The sequence below is a fragment of the Streptomyces sp. NPDC006259 genome (genome assembly GCF_042870975.1).
Classification (GTDB): Bacteria; Actinomycetota; Actinomycetes; order Streptomycetales; family Streptomycetaceae; genus Streptomyces.
In genome coordinates this window covers 277,391-296,968 of the sequence record NZ_JBIAHY010000008.1, presented here as the reverse complement: position 1 = coordinate 296,968, position 19,578 = coordinate 277,391, and the positions used below count along the sequence as shown (strand labels likewise).

Below are 19,578 nucleotides of genomic sequence, written 5' to 3'. Positions count from 1 at the left end.
CGCTACGACGATGGGGCCCCGCTCGCCTGTGGAAGCGAGCGGGGCCCCATCGTCCTGTCCGGCTGACCGGCTGTCAGTGGCCCAGCGCCGTCCTGTCCGGCTGACCGGCTGACCGGCTGTCCGGCCGTCAGCGGCCCAGCGCCGCCAGTTCCTTGGCCGCCTCGGTGAGGTCCTTCGCCGTGTCGATGGCGCGCCAGTAGGCGCCCTGCGGGATCGGGAACCCGGCCAGCCGCCGCTCACGGGCCAGGTGCGGGAAGGTCGTGCGCTCGTGGTCCCCGCGCGCGGGCAGCAGCCCGGCGAACGCGGGGGAGAAGACGTAGACGCCGGCGTTGATCTCGTACGTCGTGGGCGGGGCCTCGATGAAGTCCGTGATGTGGCCGAAGCCGTCCGTCTGCACGGCACCCCACGGGATGCGCGGCCTGGCCAGCGCGAGGGTCGCGACGGCGTCCCGCTCGGTGTGGAAGTCCGCCATGTCGCGCAGCGAGAAGCGGGTCCAGATGTCGCCGTTGGTGGCGTACCAGGGGCGCTCGGGGTGGGGGAGGTGGGCGGCGGCGTACTTGAGGCCGCCGCCGCGGCCGAGGGGCTCGGTCTCGACGACCGTGGTCACCTTCAGGGGCAGGTCGGCGGAGTCGAGCCAGGTCTCCAGGACGCCGGCGAGGTGGCCGCAGGAGACCACGACGTCCGTCACGCCCTCCTCGGCGAGCCAGCCCAGCTGATGGCCGATGATCGGCGTCCCGGTCCCGGGGATCTCGACCATCGGCTTGGGCCGGTCGTCGGTGTAGGGACGCAGCCGGGACCCCTGGCCACCGGCCAGGATGACGGCTTGCGTGGGTCGGGACGCGGCGTGCGGATCGGTCATGCCCGAACTGTACGCGGCGCCCCGTTCCCGTCGGCAGGCTCCCCTGGAGGGGCCTGCGCCCTGGCGCCTCTCGTCTGGATCGTGCCGGGCTCGCGGGGTCTGATCCAGACGGCCGGCCCTAGCTGTGCGCCGCCAGGACGCCCGAGGCGAAGGACGTGTCGCACACCGGGCGGGTGTACGACTGGGCGCGCGAGGCGCCGTAGATGCGGACGGCTGCCCGGCCCAGGGCGCGGGCGATGGAGGTGCAGTGCTTCGCCAGGGACGGCTTGCCGTTCACCGCGGCCTGGAGGTGCGTCAGCGCGGTGCCCGGGTCCTTCTCCTGGAGTTCGGTCAGCAGCTGCTCGCGCAGGACGTCCTGCGGGGCCTTGGCGCCGCCGTGGGAGGCGCGGTGGGCGGTGGATACCTCGGAGGCGGTGAGCACCGAATCCGAGGGGTTCCCCGACCAGTTGACCCGGGTGACCGCGAGGGTCCCCGAGAGCACCATGACGACGGGCAGGACGAGGGCGAGCGAGCGGCCGATCCGTCGGGCGGGGCCCTGGCCGCGTCGCGACGGTTGGGTGGCGGAGTGCTTCACGGAGTGCTTCACGCGTGTGAGGGTAGCGCGGGGTAATGATTTGGCGACATTTAGTCACCCGGTCGGGGGATGAAGGAGTGCCTCTTTTTGGGTAGGGGGTTGACGTTCGCTGCTCGAAACGACCGTTGTGCCGGGGTTTTCCGGTCTCCGGGCCGCAGGCGCGCGAGAGGGCCCCGCGGCGGCTGCCGCGAGGCCCTCTCGTGTTCCGTGCGGGCGGTTCACCCGGCCGAGCGTCGCTCGCCCGTCACCCGGCGCCGCTCGGCCGTCGCTCAGTCGGAGAGGCGCGCGCCCGTGGAGGTCGAGAACACGTGGGTCTCGCCGCCGCGCGGCACGACGTGCAGCGTGCTGCCCTTCTCCGGGACGTTGCGGCCGCCGACGCGGACGACGAGGTCCTTCGACTCGTCGCCGACCTGGGCGGTGCCGTAGACGAAGGCGTCGGAGCCCAGCTCCTCGACCACGTTGACGACGACCGCGAGGCCCTGCTCGGTGTCGGGGCCGGCCACGTCGAAGTGCTCGGGACGCACGCCGACGGTGACCGTCTTGTCGGTGGTCGCGGCGAGCGCGTCACGCTGCACCGGCACGACCGACTTGCCGAACTTCACGCCGCCGTCGGCGATCGGGACCTCGACGAGGTTCATCGCCGGGGAGCCGATGAAGCCGGCCACGAACAGGTTCGCCGGGCGGTCGTACATGTTGCGCGGGGTGTCGACCTGCTGGAGCAGACCGTCCTTGAGGACCGCCACCCGGTCGCCCATCGTCAGGGCCTCGACCTGGTCGTGGGTGACGTACACGGTGGTGATGCCGAGACGGCGCTGGAGCGAGGCGATCTGCGTACGCGTCGACACGCGGAGCTTGGCGTCCAGGTTGGACAGCGGCTCGTCCATGAGGAACACCTGCGGCTCACGCACGATGGCGCGGCCCATCGCGACACGCTGGCGCTGACCACCGGAGAGGGCCTTCGGCTTGCGGTCGAGGTAGTCGGTGAGGTCGAGGATCTTCGCGGCCTCCTCGACCTTCTGCCGGATCTCCGCCTTGTTGATGCCGGCGATCTTGAGCGCGAAGCCCATGTTGTCGGCGACGGTCATGTGCGGGTACAGCGCGTAGTTCTGGAACACCATGGCGATGTCCCGGTCCTTCGGCGGCAGGTGCGTGACGTCGCGGTCACCGATGCGGATGGCGCCGCCGTTCACGTCCTCGAGCCCCGCGAGCATGCGGAGCGAGGTGGACTTGCCGCAGCCCGACGGGCCGACCAGGACGAGGAACTCGCCGTCCTCGATGTCGATCTCGAGTGCGTCGACGGCGGGCTTGGTGGAACCCGGGTAGATCCGGGTCGCCTTGTCGAACGTGACAGTGGCCATGGTGATGGGCCCCCTTCTACCGGCAGGAACGTGCCGGACGATCCGTTGTAGGAAGGTGGTGAGCCTCCCGGGCGGTGCCGGGAAGGTGTAGTCCACATGAGTGAACCGGTTCTGGACGGTACCTGGCGTTCGCCTGATCTGTCAGTACCCGGAGACAGGTGAACTTCGCGGAAATATTCGACGGCGACCCCCGGCGACCTGGGTACACTGCTCGGGCGCGCCCGCCGCACGCCGACGCGCACGCCTCCTTAGCTCAGCTGGTAGAGCACCGCTCTTGTAAAGCGAAGGTCGTCGGTTCGAATCCGACAGGAGGCTCACGCCCGACCAGGGACGACGCCCCCACGATCTCGGACCGTGGGGGCGTTGACGGCAGTCCCTCCCCGGATGCTTCTTTCGACTCTTCCTCCGAGAGGTTCCGAGCGGCCGATACAGTGCGCGCCGTGGGCATACCCGGCTGGTTCGTCTGGATCGTTCTCATTCCGTTCTTCTGGCAGGTCCTCGGGCTATTCCCCGTCATCCACCGGCTGCGGGAAACCGACTCCGCGCTGCAGTCCAAGGCACGCCTCGACCTGCTGGAGACCGTCGGCTCCCTGTTGGCCTTCGGCGGGATGTTGCTGAGCCTGGTCGTCGGAGGTGCCTGGGCCTGGCTGGTCGTCGCCGGCTTCGCGATCATGAGCGCCGTATACGCCGTGAAGGGTGTCCATTGGCTCCGCGCCCGCCGCCGTCCCACGGCCTGATCCAAACGACGGGCCTCAACGACGCCGCTCGAGCAAGCGGTCCAGGTGGCCTTTGGCTTCCCGACGGTCGTCCTTCGCCGCGCGGCATCCGTGCTCCTCGTACGGGGCCGCTGTCTGCTGGTCACAGGCGTGCGGGACGACGGAATCCGTAGGAGACAGGGGTCGCTCGGGCGGGTTAACGTCCGGCCATGAGCAGCGGTGTCGTGAACGGCGGGATCTCCTACTGGTACGCGGACGACGGCGTCCCCGCGGCGCGGGAGCCCCTCTCCGGCGACGTCTCCGCGGACGTGGTGATCGTCGGCGGCGGCTACACGGGCCTGTGGACCGCGTACTACCTGAAGAAGGCAGCGCCCTTCCTTCGGATCACCGTCCTGGAGCAGCGGTTCTGCGGCTACGGCGCCTCCGGGCGCAACGGCGGCTGGCTCTACAACGGCATCGCGGGCCGCGACCGGTACGCGAGGACGCACGGCCGGGACGCCGCCGTACGCCTCCAGCGGGCGATGAACGAGACCGTCACCGAGGTGGTCCGGGTCGTCGGCGAGGAGTCGATCGACGCCGACGTGCACCGCGGCGGTGTCCTCGAAGTGGCCCGCACCCCGGCCCAGTTGGCCCGACTGAAGGCCTTCCACGCGCACGAGCTGGAGTACGGCGAGCAGGACCGCGAGCTGTACGGCGCGCGGGAGACCGCCGAGCGGATCCGGGTGGCCGGCGCGGTCGGCTCCACGTGGACGCCGCACGGGGCGCGGGTGCACCCCGTGAAGCTGGTGAAGGGGCTGGCGGCCGCCGTCGAGGCGCTGGGCGTCGTCGTGCACGAGTCGACGCCGGTCACCGAGATCCGGGCGGGGCACGCGGTGACGCCGTACGGGACCGTGCGGGCGCCGTACGTGCTGCGGTGCACCGAGGGGTTCACGGCCTCGCTGAAGGGCCAGCGGCGGACCTGGCTGCCCATGAACTCCTCGATGATCGCCACCGAGCCGCTGACCGACGAGCAGTGGGCCGCGGTGGGCTGGGACGGCCGCGAGACGCTGGGCGACATGGCGCACGCCTACATGTACGCGCAGCGCACCGCCGACGGACGGATCGGGCTGGGCGGACGCGGGGTGCCCTACCGCTTCGGGTCCCGGACGGACAACGACGGGCGGACGCAGGAGGCCACCGTCGAGGCGCTGCGCGAGATCCTCGTCGGCTTCTTCCCCGCGCTGGCCGGGGTGCGGGTCGCGCACGCCTGGTCGGGGGTGCTGGGCGTGCCGCGCGACTGGTGCGCGACGGTCACCCTGGACCGTTCGACGGGCCTCGGCTGGGCGGGCGGCTACGTCGGCTCGGGTGTCGCCACCGCCAACCTCGCCGGGCGCACGCTGTGCGATCTGGTCCGGCAGGACTCCGGGCAGGCCGGGCGCACACCCCTCACGGAACTGCCGTGGGTCGGCCACAAGGTCCGCCGGTGGGAGCCGGAGCCGCTGCGCTGGCTGGGCGTGCAGGCCATGTACGCGACCTACCGGGCCGCGGACCGCCGGGAGACGCGGACCCACAGCCCGGGGTCGTCGCGGCTGGCGCGGGTGGCGGACCGGGTGGCGGGACGGCACTGAGCGGACCCGCCGTGCGGCCGGTCGCGCTCCCTGGGTGCTCGGTGGGTGCTCGGTGGGTGCTGCTCCTCGGGCGGACCCGGCGCGTCAGGGCTCAGGGCTCCGGGCTGAGGGCTCCGGGCTCAGGGCTCCGGGGACGACCTTGCCGGTCGTCCCCGGGTCCAGGGCGCGGTGGGCCTCGTGGGTCAGGTTCTCGGGCGGGCCGAAGGCGTGCCGTCGGACGGCGTGCGTGGGGTCCCCCGGAGTCGTGCGTGTGGGCCGTGAGTCGATCAGGACGGAGGCGTCGGCGCTGGTCAGCGGCGTTGTCAGTGGTGGGGTGCAGCATGGGGGCATGGCGAGGACGGGTGCGGGTGGCGGGGGCAGGGCGAGGGCGGCCGGCGGGAGTGGCAGCCGGGTGAAGGGCGCGCGGCGGCCGGAGGTGCGGCTGCCTCCTCTGGAGCCGTACGGCGGCGGAGGGCTGGCGCCCGACGGGGACTACGACGGGCTGGACTTCCGGGAGTCGGACCTGTCCGGGCAGGACGGCGGGGGCGCCCGCTTCATGGACTGCGCGCTGTCGGCCTGCGTGCTGGACGGGACGCGCCTGCATCACGCCCGGCTGCTCGACTCGGTGCTCACCGGCATCCGCGGCGTCGGTACGAACCTGGCCGAGTCGACCCTGCGCGACGTCGAGCTGGTCGACGCCCGCCTGGGCGGGACGCAGTTGCACGGCGCGGTCCTGGAGCGGGTCCTGATCCGCGGCGGCAAGATCGACTACCTCAATTTGCGGCAGGCCAGGCTGCGGGACGTCGTCTTCCAGGGCTGTGTGCTGGTCGAACCGGACTTCGGCGGTGCCCGCCTGGAGCGCGTGGAGTTCCTGGACTGCGCCCTGAAGTCGGCCGACTTCACCGCGGCGACCCTGACGGACACCGATCTGCGTGGCGCGACGGAGCTGGGCATCGCGGGCGGCCTGGACCGCCTGTCCGGCGCGGTGATCAGCACGGGTCAACTACTGGACCTGGCCCCGGTGCTGGCGGCGGAGCTGGGGATCAGGGTGGAGGACTGAGAGGGAGTCGACCGTTCTCGGAGACCCTACTGGTGGCACGGACCGGCGAGGACGCTGCCGCTGCCGCCGGTGGAGGTGCCGGTGCCGGGGGAGGAGGGCGTGGCCTGCCGGCCGGGCCCGGCGTGCGGGCCGCTCAGCCCAGTCGGGGGAAGCGGGCCTGGAGGGTCCAGATCGCCGGGTTCTCGTCCAGGTCGTCGTGCAGGTCGACCAGGTCGGCGATCAGGTCGTGCAGGAAGTCGCGGGCCTCGCGGCGCAGTTCGGCGTGGGAGAAGGTCAGCGGGGGCTCCTCGGCCGGCATCCAGTCGGCCTCGATGTCGACCCAGCCGAAGCGGCGCTCGAAGAGCATGCGGTCGGTGGACTCGGTGAAGTCCAGTTCCGCGTGCTGGGGGCGGGAGGCGCGGGAGCCCTTGGGATCCCGGTCGAGCCGCTCCACGATGTCGCACAGCGCCCACGCGAAGTCGAGCACCGGCACCCATCCCCAGGCGGTGGACACCTCCCGGTCGGCCTTGGTGTCGGCCAGGTAGACGTCACCGCAGAACAGGTCGTGCCGCAGCGCGTGGACGTCCGCGCGGCGGTAGTCGGTCTGCGGGGGGTCGGGGAAGCGGTTGGAGAGGGCGTAGCCGATGTCGAGCACGTACGTGATGGTGTCACGGCTCCCGAAGAGAGGGCGCCCCTGAGGGCCCTGGCCCGTCCCGACCCCGCGGGGGCCTGCCGGACGGCCGGCGTGCGGGGAACTCGGGGGCTGCTGGTTCGCCGACGTGTGGGGACCTCGGAGGCTGCGGTTTGCCACTGTGCGGGGGACCCGCCCCGCCTTCGGATCGCCGGCGTGTGCCGATCTGTCGGGCCGCGGGTTCCCCGGCCTTCGCGGCTCGCGCGGCTTTCGGATCCCCGGCGTTCCGGCCTGTGTGGCTGTTGGGTTCGTCGGCGTGCAGCGGCTCGTCGGTGGGGCTCTTGGTTCGTTGGCGAGTCTGGACCCGTGCGGCTGCCGGTTCCCCGGCCTTTCCCGGCTCGCGCGGCTTTCGGATCCCCGGCGTTCCGGCCTGTGTGGCTGTTGGGTTCGTCGGCGTGCAGGGACTCGTCGGTGGGGCTCTTGGTTCGTTGGCGGGTCTCGACCCGTGCGGCTGCCGGTTCCCCGGCCTTCGCGGCTCGCGCGGCTTTCGGATCCCCGGCGTTCCGGCCTGTGTGGCTGTTGGGTTCGCCGGTGTGCAGGGACTCGTCGGTGGGGCTCTTGGTTCGTTGGCGAGTCTCCACCCGTGCGGCTGCCGGTTCCCCGGCCTCTCCCGGCTCGCGCGGCTTTCGGATCCCTGGGCGGGTTCCGACCCGGGCGGCTCTCGGACGCCCTTCCCGCTCCGACCCGGGCGGCTCTCGGACGCCCTTCCCGCTCCGACCCGGGCGGCTCTCGGACGCCCTCTTCCCGTTCCAGCCCGGCGGCTCTCGGCCCCCTGTCCGTTCCGATCCGCGCAGTACTCGGACAACTGACATGTCCCGGTCTGCGCGCACCTAGGATCGCTCGCATGTCCCGATCCGCGCGCCTTGTCAGGGCCGTCGCCGTGGCGGCCGCCTGGGGCCTCGCCCTGCCCCTCGCTCTCGCCGGCTGCGACGGGAGCGGCGCGGACGATGCCGGGGGCGGGGGAGGCGGGGCGGCGGGGGTCGGCGACCCGTACTTCCCGAAGGCGGGCAATGGCGGCTACGACGTCCGCCACTACGGTCTCGACCTCGCCTACGACCCCGAGGGCCGCCGTCTGTCCGGCACCGCCCGCCTCACCGCCCGCGCCACCCAGGCCCTCTCCGCCTTCCACCTCGATCTGCGGGGCATGGAGGTCGAGGAGGTCACCGTCGGAGGCAGGGCGGCGTCCTTCGACCGCGACGGACAGGAGCTGACCGTCCGCCCCGACGACCACCTCGCCAAGGGCGCGACCTTCGAGGTCGTCGTGCGCTACTCCGGCCACCCGGAGACGATCACCGACCCGGACGGCTCGGAGGAGGGCTGGCTGAGGACCGCCGACGGGGTGCTGGCGCTCGGTGAACCGACCGGCTCCATGGCCTGGTTCCCCGGCAACCACCACCCGAGCGACAAGGCGTCCTACGACCTCACGGTCAGCGTGCCGCAGGGCCTGACGGCCGTGTCCAACGGGGAGTTGAGGAGCGCCCGGACCACGGGCGGCCGTACGACGTACGCCTGGCACACCGCCGAGCCCATGGCGAGCCACGTCGCCACGCTCGCGATCGGCCGCTATACCGTCACCCGGTCCAGCACCGGGGACGGCCTGCCGGTGTACGTCGCCGTCGACCCCACCCAGGCCGCCGCGAGCCGCACCACACTGGCCCGGCTGCCCGAGGTCATGGAGTGGGCGGCGTACAACTTCGGCCCGTACCCCTTCTCCTCCACCGGCGCGATCGTCGACCGCCCGCGCGACTCCTTGTACGCGCTGGAGACCCAGAACCGGCCCGTCTTCCCCGGCCCCCCCGGAGTCGGACTCCTCGTCCACGAACTCGCCCACCAGTGGTTCGGCAACTCCGTCACGCCCAGGACCTGGCGGGACATGTGGCTCAACGAGGGCTTCGCGACCTACGCCGAGTGGCTGTGGACGGAGGACGAGGGCGGCCCCACAGCCGAGGAGACCTTCACCGAGCGGTACGACCACGGCGAGGACACCTACGAGGACCTCTGGGAGTTCCCGCCCGCGGCACCCGGCAGTGCCGCGGACGTCTCGGCCGACCCGGTCTACCAGCGCGGCGCGATGGTCGTCCACAAGATCCGCCGGACGGTCGGCGACGACGCCTTCTACGACCTCGTCCAGGGCTGGACCGCCGCCCACCGCCACGGCCACGCCGACACCGACGACTTCACGGCGTACGTCGAGCAGCAGGCCCCGGACAAGGACTTCGAGCCGATCTGGCGGGACTGGCTCTACGGGAAGGGCAGACCGGAACGCCCTTGACCCGCCGTCACCGAGGCCGACGTGAGGCCTCCCAGGCGTCGAGCAGCCCGGCAAGGCCCTCCGGCCACACCGGCTCCGCCTCCTCGGCCAGCTCCTCGCGGGTCCACCAGCGCCAGGTGAGGATGGCGTCGGCGGCGTGCGCGGCGGCCAGGCCGGGGCCGGCGGGTTCCCGGCGCGGGCCCGGGGTGACGTAGATGTGCTCGTACTGGTGGACGGGCGTACGCGAGTGGGTGAAGTCGTGCTCCCAGGTGTGCAGCAGTTCGCCCGGCTCCAGGTCCGTCCAGCCCGTCTCCTCGGCCAGCTCCCGTCGCGCGCCCTCGCGCGGGGACTCGCCCTCCTCCAGCCCGCCGCCGGGCAGCGCCCAGTGCACGCCGATCTCGACGTTGTCGTACCGCAAGAGGAAGACCGCGCCGGCCGGGTCCACCACGGCGACGCGGGCGGCACGGCGCGGGGTGCGCAGGATCTTGCGCAGTACGGCGCAGGGGCGGCCGAGCCGGAGGTCGGCCCGGTGTCCGATCACCTCGTAGCCGAGGGCCGTCCAGAAGGCGAGGCCCCGCCGGTTGGCGTCCAGGACGGCGAGCCGTACGCCGCCACGGCCGGCCGCGCGGAACCGGTCCTCCACGGCCTCGGCGATCCGCCGCCCGTAGCCCTGGCCTTGCACGGCCGCGTCGACCAGCAGCAGCCCGATCCAGGGGTCCGGATCGTCCGGGTCGGGATGCCGCGCCAGGGTGACCACCACTCCGACGAGCCGCCCGCCGCCACGCGCGAGCAGCACCTCCGCCCCCGGATCGGCCAACTCGTCGGCCAACGCCCTGGCCACCTGCTCGGGCCGGATGTCGTCGGGGTCCGGGAAGTCCCCGCTGAGTGCCTGGAACTCCCGGTCGGAGGCGTAGAGCGCGGTGAGTTCGGTGAGCAGGGGTGCCGGGATGTCGTGGTCGGCCGTGAGGGGGAGCGGGTCGAGGCGCATGGGCGGCAGGCTAGCCGCGCCCTCGCGGTGGGAACCAGACGTGATCACCGTCGGCGGGGCGGGGACGCGCCCGAAACGACGCCCGTACCCGGTCCGACGCCCCGTACCCGGTCCGGCGCCCTGTACCCGGCCTGTCGCGGGTCGCCGTCCGCGGGTCGCCGTCCGCGGGTCGCCGTCCACGGGTCGCGGTCCGCGTTTCCGTGGGCGGCGGGAAGCCGTGTGCGCGATGTGGCCCGGGTCGTAGGATCGGTGATCTCTTGGGGGAGGTGGTCATGGGCAAGCGACGCCCTGGCACGCCGACGCTGGAGGAGGTGGCCGCTCACGCAGGTGTGGGACGGGGCACGGTCTCCCGCGTCATCAACAACGCGGCAGGGGTGAAGGCGTCCACACGGCGTGCCGTGCAGCAAGCGATCGCGGAGCTGGGGTACGTGCCCAATCTCGCCGCGCGCTCCCTCGCCGGGCGCGGGGCCGACGCCGTCGCGCTCGTCATGACCGAGCCGGACTGGCGGCAGTTCGCCGAGCCCTTCTTCTCCGAGATCGTCAGCTCGCTCGGGGACGCGCTGGCCGACACCGGGATGCAACTGCTGCTGACCCTGGTGCGCTCCGGCGACGACCGGCGGCGTTTCCTCGAGTACGCGCGCGGCGGCCGGGTCGACGGGGTGCTCCTGATGTCCGTGCACGCCGACGATCCGCTGCCCGACATGCTCGCCGAGGCCCGGCTGCCGACCGTTCTGCTGGGTCGCCGCTCCGGCGAGGAGTACGTCAGCCACGTCGACGCGGACAACGTCGGCGGGGCCCGCACCGCGGTCTCCCACCTGCTGGAACGAGGCCGTACGGCGATCGCCACCATCACCGGGCCGTCCGACATGTACGTCGCCCGGTGCCGACTGCGCGGCTACCACGAGGCACTGGCGCTGGCCGGTGTGGAGGCCAAGCCGTCCTGGGTCGCCGAGGGCGACTTCACCGAGGAGAGCGGACGCCAGGCCATGGCCCGGCTCATCGAACGCCATCCCGAGATCGACGGTGTCCTCGCCGCGTCGGACACCACGGCCGCCGGTGCCTTGCAGGCGCTGCGCGCGGCGGGGCGCAGAGTGCCCGAGGACGTCGCCGTCGTCGGTTTCGACGACTTCCCGCTGGCCCAGCGGACCACGCCGCGGCTGACGACGGTCCGCCAGCCGCTGGAGGAGATCGGACGGGCCATGGTCCGGCTGCTCCTGGAGGAGATGGAGGAGCAGACGGCCGTGGCCTGGCGGCATGTCATCCTCCGGACGGAACTGGTGGTACGGGAGTCGACCTGAGCGCGGGCTGTGGGGGCCTTGTCGTTCTGCGGGTTCCCGCTTTCGCCGTGGGGTGCTTCGGCGTCTTGCCGGTTCTTGAGTGTCACTGGATGCTTCGCCGCCCTGCCGGTTCTTGAGTCGTGGGGTGTTTCGCCGCCCTGCCGGTTCCTGAGTGTGGTGGGGTGCTTCGCCGCCTTGTCGGTTCCTGAGTGTCGTGGGGTGCTTCGGCGTCTTGCGGTTCCCGCGCGCCGCGGGATGCTTCACCGCCTTGCCGGCTCCGTCTGTCGGGAGCGCTCCCAAGTCCCTTGACACCGGCGGCCGGTGACCGCCTTCCCGAAACCGCCCTTCCTGACCTGCGCCTTCGAAATCGCTTCGACGCGGTCGTGTCCATCGTCTTGTCAGGGCCATGTAGCGGTCCCTACAGTCCCATCCGGACCGACGAATGGGAGCGCTCCCATCGCATCGCACGGCAGCACTCCCGCAACGACTTCCCCGTCCCTTCGGAGAGGACCGACCGCATGCGACCGTCAAAGCACCATGCCCGAACAGCGCGTGGCCTGTTCGGCGCGCTGCTCACCGCCCTCGCCGCCCTGGCGGCGCTGCTGACCACCACCTCGCCGGCACAGGCCGACACCACGATCTGCGAACAGTTCGGTTCCACCACGATCCGGGGCCGGTACGTCGTCCAGAACAACCGCTGGGGAACCAGCGAGACCCAGTGCGTCAACGTCACGGACTCCGGGTTCAAGCTCACCCAGGCCGACGGCTCGGTGCCCACGAACGGCGCCCCGAAGTCCTACCCGTCCGTCTTCGACGGCTGCCACTACACCAACTGCGCCCCGGGCACGAGCCTTCCGGCCCGGCTGAGCACCATCTCCAGCGCCCCGACCTCCATCTCGTACACGTACGTGAGCAACGCCGTGTACGACGCCGCGTACGACATCTGGCTCGACCCGACGCCGCGCACGGACGGCGTCAACAAGACCGAGATCATGGTCTGGTTCCACAAGGTCGGCTCCGTCCAGCCGGTCGGTTCGCAGGTCGGCACCGCCACGGTGGCGGGGCGGCAGTGGCAGGTGTGGTCCGGCAACAACGGCTCCAACGACGTGCTGTCCTTCGTCGCCCCGTCGGCGATCACCAGCTGGTCCTTCGACGTCATGGACTTCGTGCGGCAGGCCGTCTCCCGCGGACTCGCCCAGGCCAGCTGGTACCTGACGAGCGTCCAGGCCGGCTTCGAGCCCTGGCAGAACGGCGCGGGCCTCGAGGTGTCGTCCTTCTCCTCGACGGTCAACACGGGCGGCACCACTCCGGGCGACTCCACGGCGTGCCGGGTGACGTACGGGACGAACGTCTGGCAGGGCGGCTTCACGGCCGACGTCACCGTGGCCAACACCGGCTCGACCCCGGTCAACGGATGGAAGCTCGGGTTCACCCTGCCCACCGGTCAGCGGATCACCAGCTCCTGGGGCGCCACCGTCTCCGCGTCCTCGGGCCCGGTCACCGCGACCAACCTGGCGTACAACGGGCAGATCGCGCCCGGCGGTCAGGGGACCTTCGGGTTCCAGGGAACCTACGGCGGCACCTTCGCCAAGCCCACCGGCTTCACCCTGAACGGCACGGCCTGCGGCGTCGCGTGACGCGGTGCGGCGGCCGTGGGCGCGGCCGTCGGCTCGCTCCGTCCGGTCGGTTCGCTCAGTCCGGTCGGCTCGGCGGATCCGTCGGGTCCGCCCGGTGAGCCCGGTGACCCCGGCCGCCCACCCGTCTGCCGGGTCCGTCCGGTCCTGAGCCGGGCCACTGGCCGCTGGGTTCCGGCAGGTGTGGACACGGCGCCGCACCCGCATCACACCGGCACCCGCACCGCACCCGCACACATCCGCACCCGCACCGCACCGCACCCGCCCCACCCCCGCTCCGGGGCCCGCCCACCTCGATCCCGCGCCGACCCGGCGGGCGGGCCCCGGTCCTCACCCAGCGTCACCCCCGCACACCGCCCCCGCGCGCCCCCGCCCCCGCACCGCCCCCCCTCGCTCCTCGGAACCGCCCCGGACCCCTCCCCGGAAAGGCCCACCCGCATGAGCCTTCTGCCCACCCGCCGCCCGGTGACGGCCCTGGCCCTCTGCGTCACGGCACTGGTCCTCACCGGCCCGGCCGTCGCGGCCCCGGAGCCGGCGGGCGCCCCGTCGGCCGCCGCCCTCCCCTATCAGGACGCCTCGTTGGCCGTGGCCGACCGTGTCGACGACCTGCTGTCGCGCATGTCGCTGGACGACAAGCTCGGCCAGATGACGCAGATCGAGAAGGACGCCCTCGTCCCGCGGTCCGACCTCGCCACCTACCGCATCGGTTCCGTGCTGTCCGGCGGCGACTCCACCGTCAGCCCCAACACCGCCCAGACCTGGGCCGACACCTACGACTCCCTCCAGCGCACCGCCCTGACCACACCGCTCGGCATCCCGATGATCTACGGGATCGACGCCGTGCACGGCCACAACGCCGTGCGCGGGGCCACGATCTTCCCGCACAACATCGGCCTCGGCGCCACCCGCGACCCCGCCCTGGTCCAGAGCATCGGGCGGGCCGTGGCCGAGGAGGTGTCGGGAACCGGCATCGACTGGGACTTCGCGCCGTGCCTGTGCGTGGCGCGCGACGACCGCTGGGGCCGCACCTACGAGTCGTACGGCGAGACGCCCGAACTGCCCGCGGCCATGACGTCGTTCGTCACCGGACTCCAGGGGGAGACGCTGGGCGCCGGTCCCGCGTCGGTGCTCGCCACCGCCAAGCACTTCATCGGCGACGGCGGCACCACCGGCGGCGTGGACCAGGGCGACACCCGACTGTCGGAGGCCGAGCTGAGGGCGGTCCACCTGCCGCCGTTCAAGGAGGCGGTGCGTCGCGGGGTGGGCTCCGTGATGCTCTCGTACAGCAGTTGGAACGGCGTCAGGTCGCACGCGAACAAGTACCTGGTCACCGAGGTCCTCAAGGGCGAGCTGGGCTTCACCGGGTTCGTCGTCTCCGACTGGGCCGCGGTGGACCAGCTGGACGGGCAGACCGGCTTCACCGGTGCCGAGATCGCCACGGCCGTCAACGCGGGCGTCGACATGGTGATGGTGCCGAACGACTACCGGAAGTTCCTCACCCTGCTGCGCGGCGAGGTCACCGCGGGCCGTGTCCCGCAGGCCCGGATCGACGACGCCAACCGCCGGGTCCTCACCGAGAAATTCCGGCTGGGCCTGTTCGAGAAGCCGTTGACCGACCGTTCGTACACCGGCACGGTGGGGTCGGCCGCGCACCGTTCGCTGGCCCGCCGGGCGGTGGGCGCCTCGCAGGTCCTGCTGAAGAACGAGGGCGGGATCCTGCCGCTGCCGAAGTCGGCCAAGCTGTTCGTCGCGGGAAAGTCGGCCGACGACATCGGCAACCAGAGCGGCGGCTGGACCGTGGGCTGGCAGGGCCGCAGCGGCCCCGTCACCGACGGCACCACCGTCCTCCAGGGCATCCGCGCCACCGTCACGGACCCGGCACGGATCACCTACGACCGCTACGGCAACGGCATCGACCCCACCTACACCGCCGCCGTGGCCGTCGTCGGTGAGACGCCGTACGCCGAGGGCCGGGGCGACCGGCCGAACGGCCTGGGACTCGACCAGGAGGACCTGCAGACGCTCGGCCGGCTGAAGGCGAGCGGCGTGCCGGTCGTGGTGGTGCTCGTCTCGGGCCGTCCGCTGGACATCGCCGCCCAGCTCCCGGACTGGAGGGCGCTGCTGGCCGCCTGGCTGCCCGGCACCGAGGGCGCCGGCGTGTCCGACGTCCTGTTCGGCGACCGCGCTCCCACCGGCAGGCTGCCGGTGACGTGGATGCGGAGCGCCTCCCAGGAGCCCGTCAACGACGGCGACGGCAAGACGCCGCTGTTCCCGTACGGGTTCGGGCTGACCTACGGCGGCACCGACCCGACGCCCACCCCGACCCCGGGGGCGTGCACCGCACAGTTCCGCACCGCCTCGTCGTGGCAGGGCGGGTACCAGGCCGAGATCACCGTCAGGAACACCGGCTCCGCCGCGCTGACGGGCTGGTCGGTCGACTGGGACCTCGGCGGCTCGACCGTCAGCAGCCTGTGGAACGGCTCGCTGACCACCGCCCAGGGCCGGGCCACGGTCCGCAACACCGCCTTCAACGGCTCGCTGCTCCCCGGCGCCACCACCTCGTTCGGCCTCACCGCGAACGGCACCGCGGGCGCACCCGCCCCGCACTGCTCCGGCACCTGAACGCAGGCCGGGCGCGGCCCCGCTCGTCCCCCGGCGACCGCACTCTCCGGGGGCCCCGCCCGGCACCGCGCCGCACCACCACGCGGCGTCCCCGTGCCACGCCGTGAACCACGGCCACGGCACCTCCACCACGTACACCGACACCCCGGCGGTCCCGGCGTCCCTCGGCATCACACCCGTCCGGGGGCACCGACCGCCCGACGACCGACCGCGTGCCGGGTCCGCCCGCGCACGGTCCCGCGTCCTCGCCCGCCCGGGTGGCACCTTCCCCGGGCGGGCGAGGTCCCCACGGTGAGACAAGGGAAGGAGAACAGCACATGGCTCGACGAAACGTGTACGCGTCATTGGCGGCGGCCTTGGCCACCCTGCTGACGACACTCGGTCTGGTCTTCCTGAGCCAGGGAAGCGCCAAGGCGCACGGGGTGGCGATGCTGCCCGGTTCCCGCACCTACCTGTGCTACCTGGACGCCCGCACGGCCACCGGCGGTCTGGACCCGACCAACCCGGCCTGCCGGAACGCGCTGGCCCAGAGCGGTGCCACCGCGCTGTACAACTGGTTCGCCGTCCTCGACTCCCACGCCGGTGGCCGCGGAGCCGGTTACGTGCCGGACGGCACCCTGTGCAGCGCCGGCGACCGGTCGCCGTACGACTTCAAGGGATACAACGCCGCCCGCTCGGACTGGCCGCGGACCCACCTGACCAGCGGAGCGACGATCCAGGCGCAGTACAGCAACTGGGCGGCCCACCCGGGCGACTTCCGGGTGTACGTCAGCAAGCCGGGCTGGTCGCCGGCGTCGTCGCTGGGCTGGAACGACCTGGAACTGGTCCAGACGGTCACCAACCCGCCCCAGCAGGGCTCGCCGGGCACCGACGGGGGCCACTACTACTGGGACCTCAAGCTGCCCTCCGGCCGCTCCGGTGACGCCGTGATCTTCATCCAGTGGGTCCGCTCCGACAGCCAGGAGAACTTCTTCTCCTGCTCCGACGTGATCTTCGACGGAGGCCACGGCGAGGTGACCGGCATCCGCGGCTCCGGCAGCACGCCGACCCCCACCCCGACCCCGACGCCCACCCCGACGCCCACCCCGACCCCGACGCCCACTTCCACCCCGACGGACCCGCACACCGGTTCCTGCATGGCCGTGTACAGCGTGCAGAACTCCTGGACCGGCGGGTTCCAGGCCTCGGTCGAGGTCATGAACCACTCCACCGCACCGCTCGACGGCTGGGCCGTGGCCTGGAAGCCGGGAGCGGGCACCAGGATCAGCAGCGTGTGGAACGGCACGCCGTCCACCGCGACGGACGGCACGGTGACGGTCCGCAACATGGACTACAACCGCGTGGTGCCCGCCGACGGCAGTGTCACGTTCGGCTTCACCGCTACGTCGACGGGCAACAACCTTCCCGTCGGCTCGATCGGCTGCCTCACGGCATAGCCGCTCACCCGGTATCCGCTCGCCGCCGGGCCGTCACCGGGCCGGCGGCGAGCGGTCCGCCCGGAGCCGGCCCTGCCCCGGCCGGAGCACGGCGGAGCCCCCGGCCGGCCGGCCGGGGGCTCCGCCGAGGCGTGCGGGTGACTCAGACGCTGACGCCGAAGTCCTGCGCGATGCCGACCAGGCCCGAGGCGTAGCCCTGGCCGACGGCACGGAACTTCCACTCGGCGCCGTTGCGGTACAGCTCGCCGAAGACCATGGCCGTCTCCGTGGCCGCGTCCTCCGACAGGTCGTAGCGGGCGATCTCGGCGCCGCCGGCCTGGTTGACGATGCGGATGTAGGCGTTGCGGACCTGGCCGAAGTTCTGCGAGCGGTTCTCCGCGTCGTAGATGGAGACCGGGAAGACGATCTTCTCCACGTCGGCGGGGAGGCCGGCGAGGTTGACGTTGATCGCCTCGTCGTCGCCCGCGCCCTCGCCGGTGCGGTTGTCACCGGTGTGGACGATGGTCTGGTCCGGCGTCTGCTTGTTGTTGAAGAAGACGAAGTGGCCGTCGGAGTACACCTTGCCCTGCGGGTTGACCGCGATCGCCGAGGCGTCGAGGTCGAAGTCCGTGCCGGTGGTGGTGCGGACGTCCCAGCCGAGGCCCACGGTGACGGCGGTCAGGCCCGGAGCCTCCTTGGTGAGCGAGACGTTGCCACCCTTGGACAGGCTTACAGCCATTGTTGGGAGTCCTTCCCTAGTTGTGTAACGGGCACGAAGCTACAGCTACCCCTATGAACGCCGCGAGGGGGCGCCAAGGTTCCCCGTGTCTTTACTTTCTTTGCCAAACCCTAATTCGCGTGACGTGGACGGGTCAGGCGGGGGAACATGTACGGCATGTCCGGTCCCCATGTCATCAGAGGCTCCGTCGCCCTTCCCGAGGGCGAGCTGGTGTGGCGTTTCTCGCGGTCCTCGGGGCCCGGCGGGCAGCACGTCAACACCAGCGACTCGCAGGTGGAGCTGCGCTTCGACCTGGCGCGCACCGAGGCGCTGCCCGAGGTGTGGAAGGCGCGCGCGCTGGAGCGGCTCGCCGGCCGCCTCGTCGACGGCGTGATCTCCGTCCGCGCCTCCGAGCACCGTTCCCAGTGGCGCAACCGCGAAGCCGCCGCCGTACGCCTGGCGTCGCTGCTCGCCGAGGCCACGGCCCCGCCGCCCAGGCCGCGCCGACCCACCCGCGTCCCGCGCGGGATCAACGAGCGCCGGCTGCGGCAGAAGAAGCAGCGGTCGGACACGAAGCGGGGGAGGACCGGGCGCGACTGGGGCTGACGGGGTGGGGCGTCCCGCCGCCCGGCGGGCGGCGGTCCGCGGCGGGCTTCACGCTCGTACACGGTCCAGCGTCAGTACCCCGACCGTCTCGCCCTCGCTCCGCTCCCCGGTGTCGCGGAAGCCCAGGCCGAGGTAGAAGTTCTCGGGGCCGTGGTCGCCGGGGTGCCAGGTGACGTACATCTCCTCGCCGCCGCGGTCGCGGATCTGTTCGGCCACGGACTCGACGGCGAACCGGCCGTAGCCGCGGCCCTGCTCGTCCGCCGCGATGTTCAGCCGCCACAGGCCGGAGCGGACGAGGCTGCCGTCCGCCTTCCAGTCGATGCCGAGGAAGGCCATCAGGAAGCCGACGGGCCGCTCGCCGTCGACGATCAGGCGCGGCCAGGCGACCCCGGGATGCACATACGCCTCGGCGAGCGACTTCATCACGGAGGACACCGCGAATTCCTGCTCGGGGCGGACCCGAATGCCGAGAGCGGCTTCCAGATTTGCGGCGGTTATTTCTTCGAGGCGGGGGGCGGAAGTCGCCGGCGGGGTGGTCATGCGGGGAGCGTATGGAGGGAGTTCAGCGCCCGGCCACTGAATTACCGTTCAGTCCAGGTGGCGGTAACGCCCCTTGAAATAGAGCAGGGGCCCGCCCTCCGCGTCGGGCACGCGCGCGTGCAGCACCCGGCCGATCACCAGGGTGTGGTCGCCGGCCTCCACCCGCTGTTCGGTACGGCACTCCAGTGCGGCCAGCGCGCCGCCGACCAGGGGCGCGTCGGTGGCCTCGCCGCGGGTGTACGGGATGTCCTCGAAGAGGAGCCGGTCGCTGAGCCGGCCCTTCATCGCGAAGCGTCCGGCGATGTGCCGCTGGCTCTCCGACAGCACCGACACCGCCCACAGGGGCTGCTCGTCGAGCAGGTCGTCCATCCGGGAGCCCGTGCGCAGGCTGACCAGCACCAGGGGCGGGTCCAGGGAGACGGACAGGAACGCCGTGGCCGTCATCCCGGCGTTCTCGCCCTCGGGGGACCCGGGGTCGTCGGGGTCCAGCGCGGCCTCCCGCGCGGTCACCAGGACCACACCGCCGGCCAGCCGGGACATGGCGGCTCGGAACTCGTCGTTGCTCACCCCCACAGCATGCCCGGAGGGGCCGGCCGGGGCGGGCGCGGTGGATGAGGTCGTGAGCAGATGGGGAAGCACGCTCCGCACGCTAGCCGCCGGTTCGGCCGCCGCGCATCGGACCTTCGCCCGAGTGCGGTCGTAGG

At 72.4% G+C, this 19,578-nt stretch carries 17 protein-coding genes and 1 tRNA gene; 10 read left to right on the top strand and 8 right to left on the bottom strand.

Translation table 11 applies throughout. The features are described from left to right. Positions 1-127: 127 nt before the first annotated feature. The 3 genes from ACFYO5_RS31090 to ACFYO5_RS31080 form a co-directional block, all read right to left on the bottom strand. The gene (locus ACFYO5_RS31090; RefSeq protein ID WP_356569119.1) at positions 128-859 is read right to left on the bottom strand and encodes a nucleotidyltransferase family protein; all 732 of its coding nucleotides are present in this window, start codon (positions 857-859) and stop codon (positions 128-130) included. Between the two features lie 118 nt (positions 860-977). After that, entirely contained in the window at positions 978-1,433 is a 456-nt protein-coding gene (locus tag ACFYO5_RS31085) for a hypothetical protein (protein ID WP_356569149.1), read from the bottom strand. Between the two features lie 269 nt (positions 1,434-1,702). Beyond that, positions 1,703-2,791 (bottom strand): ABC transporter ATP-binding protein, encoded by a 1,089-nt coding sequence (locus tag ACFYO5_RS31080; RefSeq protein WP_388715073.1) that lies wholly within the window; start codon positions 2,789-2,791, stop codon positions 1,703-1,705. A gap of 242 nt (positions 2,792-3,033) precedes the next feature. Here ACFYO5_RS31080 and ACFYO5_RS31075 point away from each other — a divergent pair. The 4 genes from ACFYO5_RS31075 to ACFYO5_RS31060 all read left to right on the top strand — a co-directional run bounded on the left by ACFYO5_RS31075 (position 3,034) and on the right by ACFYO5_RS31060 (position 6,153). After that, a tRNA-Thr gene (locus ACFYO5_RS31075) sits at positions 3,034-3,106 on the top strand. 125 nt (positions 3,107-3,231) lie between these two features. Then, the gene (locus ACFYO5_RS31070; protein WP_388715071.1) at positions 3,232-3,528 is read left to right on the top strand and encodes a hypothetical protein; all 297 of its coding nucleotides are present in this window, start codon (positions 3,232-3,234) and stop codon (positions 3,526-3,528) included. Positions 3,529-3,716: 188 nt separating this feature from the next. Further along, positions 3,717-5,114 (top strand): NAD(P)/FAD-dependent oxidoreductase, encoded by a 1,398-nt coding sequence (locus ACFYO5_RS31065; protein WP_388715068.1) that lies wholly within the window; start codon positions 3,717-3,719, stop codon positions 5,112-5,114. Between the two features lie 328 nt (positions 5,115-5,442). After that, positions 5,443-6,153 carry a pentapeptide repeat-containing protein gene (locus tag ACFYO5_RS31060; protein WP_388715065.1) on the top strand — a complete coding sequence of 237 codons (711 nt, stop codon included), beginning with the start codon at positions 5,443-5,445 and terminating at the stop codon, positions 6,151-6,153. Positions 6,154-6,286: 133 nt separating this feature from the next. On the opposite strand, the gene ACFYO5_RS31055 is transcribed toward ACFYO5_RS31060, so the two are convergent. Beyond that, positions 6,287-6,787 (bottom strand): hypothetical protein, encoded by a 501-nt coding sequence (locus ACFYO5_RS31055; RefSeq protein WP_356569127.1) that lies wholly within the window; start codon positions 6,785-6,787, stop codon positions 6,287-6,289. Between the two features lie 880 nt (positions 6,788-7,667). Here ACFYO5_RS31055 and ACFYO5_RS31050 point away from each other — a divergent pair. Next, on the top strand, positions 7,668-9,095 hold the full coding sequence (locus ACFYO5_RS31050) for a M1 family metallopeptidase (RefSeq protein WP_388715061.1): 1,428 nt from the start codon (positions 7,668-7,670) through the stop codon (positions 9,093-9,095). Positions 9,096-9,102: 7 nt separating this feature from the next. Here the strand turns inward: ACFYO5_RS31050 and ACFYO5_RS31045 are convergent, their stop codons facing one another. Continuing rightward, positions 9,103-10,062, bottom strand: a complete 960-nt coding sequence (locus ACFYO5_RS31045; protein ID WP_388715058.1) for a GNAT family N-acetyltransferase — start codon at positions 10,060-10,062, stop codon at positions 9,103-9,105. 272 nt (positions 10,063-10,334) lie between these two features. On the opposite strand from ACFYO5_RS31045, the gene ACFYO5_RS31040 reads away from it, so the two are divergent. From ACFYO5_RS31040 to ACFYO5_RS31025, 4 genes are all read left to right on the top strand, one after another. Beyond that, entirely contained in the window at positions 10,335-11,360 is a 1,026-nt protein-coding gene (locus ACFYO5_RS31040) for a LacI family DNA-binding transcriptional regulator (protein WP_388715055.1), read from the top strand. A gap of 497 nt (positions 11,361-11,857) precedes the next feature. Continuing rightward, entirely contained in the window at positions 11,858-12,976 is a 1,119-nt protein-coding gene (locus ACFYO5_RS31035) for a cellulose binding domain-containing protein (RefSeq protein WP_388715052.1), read from the top strand. 435 nt (positions 12,977-13,411) lie between these two features. After that, positions 13,412-15,595, top strand: a complete 2,184-nt coding sequence (locus ACFYO5_RS31030; protein WP_388715049.1) for a glycoside hydrolase family 3 N-terminal domain-containing protein — start codon at positions 13,412-13,414, stop codon at positions 15,593-15,595. A 317-nt stretch (positions 15,596-15,912) separates the two neighbouring features. Further along, the gene (locus tag ACFYO5_RS31025) at positions 15,913-17,031 is read left to right on the top strand and encodes a lytic polysaccharide monooxygenase (RefSeq protein WP_388715046.1); all 1,119 of its coding nucleotides are present in this window, start codon (positions 15,913-15,915) and stop codon (positions 17,029-17,031) included. A 142-nt stretch (positions 17,032-17,173) separates the two neighbouring features. On the opposite strand, the gene ACFYO5_RS31020 is transcribed toward ACFYO5_RS31025, so the two are convergent. Further along, the gene (locus ACFYO5_RS31020) at positions 17,174-17,749 is read right to left on the bottom strand and encodes a TerD family protein (RefSeq protein WP_121402233.1); all 576 of its coding nucleotides are present in this window, start codon (positions 17,747-17,749) and stop codon (positions 17,174-17,176) included. A 147-nt stretch (positions 17,750-17,896) separates the two neighbouring features. On the opposite strand from ACFYO5_RS31020, the gene arfB reads away from it, so the two are divergent. Next, positions 17,897-18,334 (top strand): alternative ribosome rescue aminoacyl-tRNA hydrolase ArfB, encoded by a 438-nt coding sequence (gene arfB / locus ACFYO5_RS31015; protein WP_356570103.1) that lies wholly within the window; start codon positions 17,897-17,899, stop codon positions 18,332-18,334. A 48-nt stretch (positions 18,335-18,382) separates the two neighbouring features. Here arfB and ACFYO5_RS31010 read toward each other — a convergent pair whose 3' ends face one another. Then, complete coding sequence (locus tag ACFYO5_RS31010) at positions 18,383-18,874, bottom strand: GNAT family N-acetyltransferase (protein ID WP_388715043.1); 492 nt, start codon at positions 18,872-18,874, stop codon at positions 18,383-18,385. 48 nt (positions 18,875-18,922) lie between these two features. Next, entirely contained in the window at positions 18,923-19,414 is a 492-nt protein-coding gene (locus tag ACFYO5_RS31005; protein ID WP_388715321.1) for a flavin reductase family protein, read from the bottom strand. Positions 19,415-19,578 lie beyond the last annotated feature (164 nt).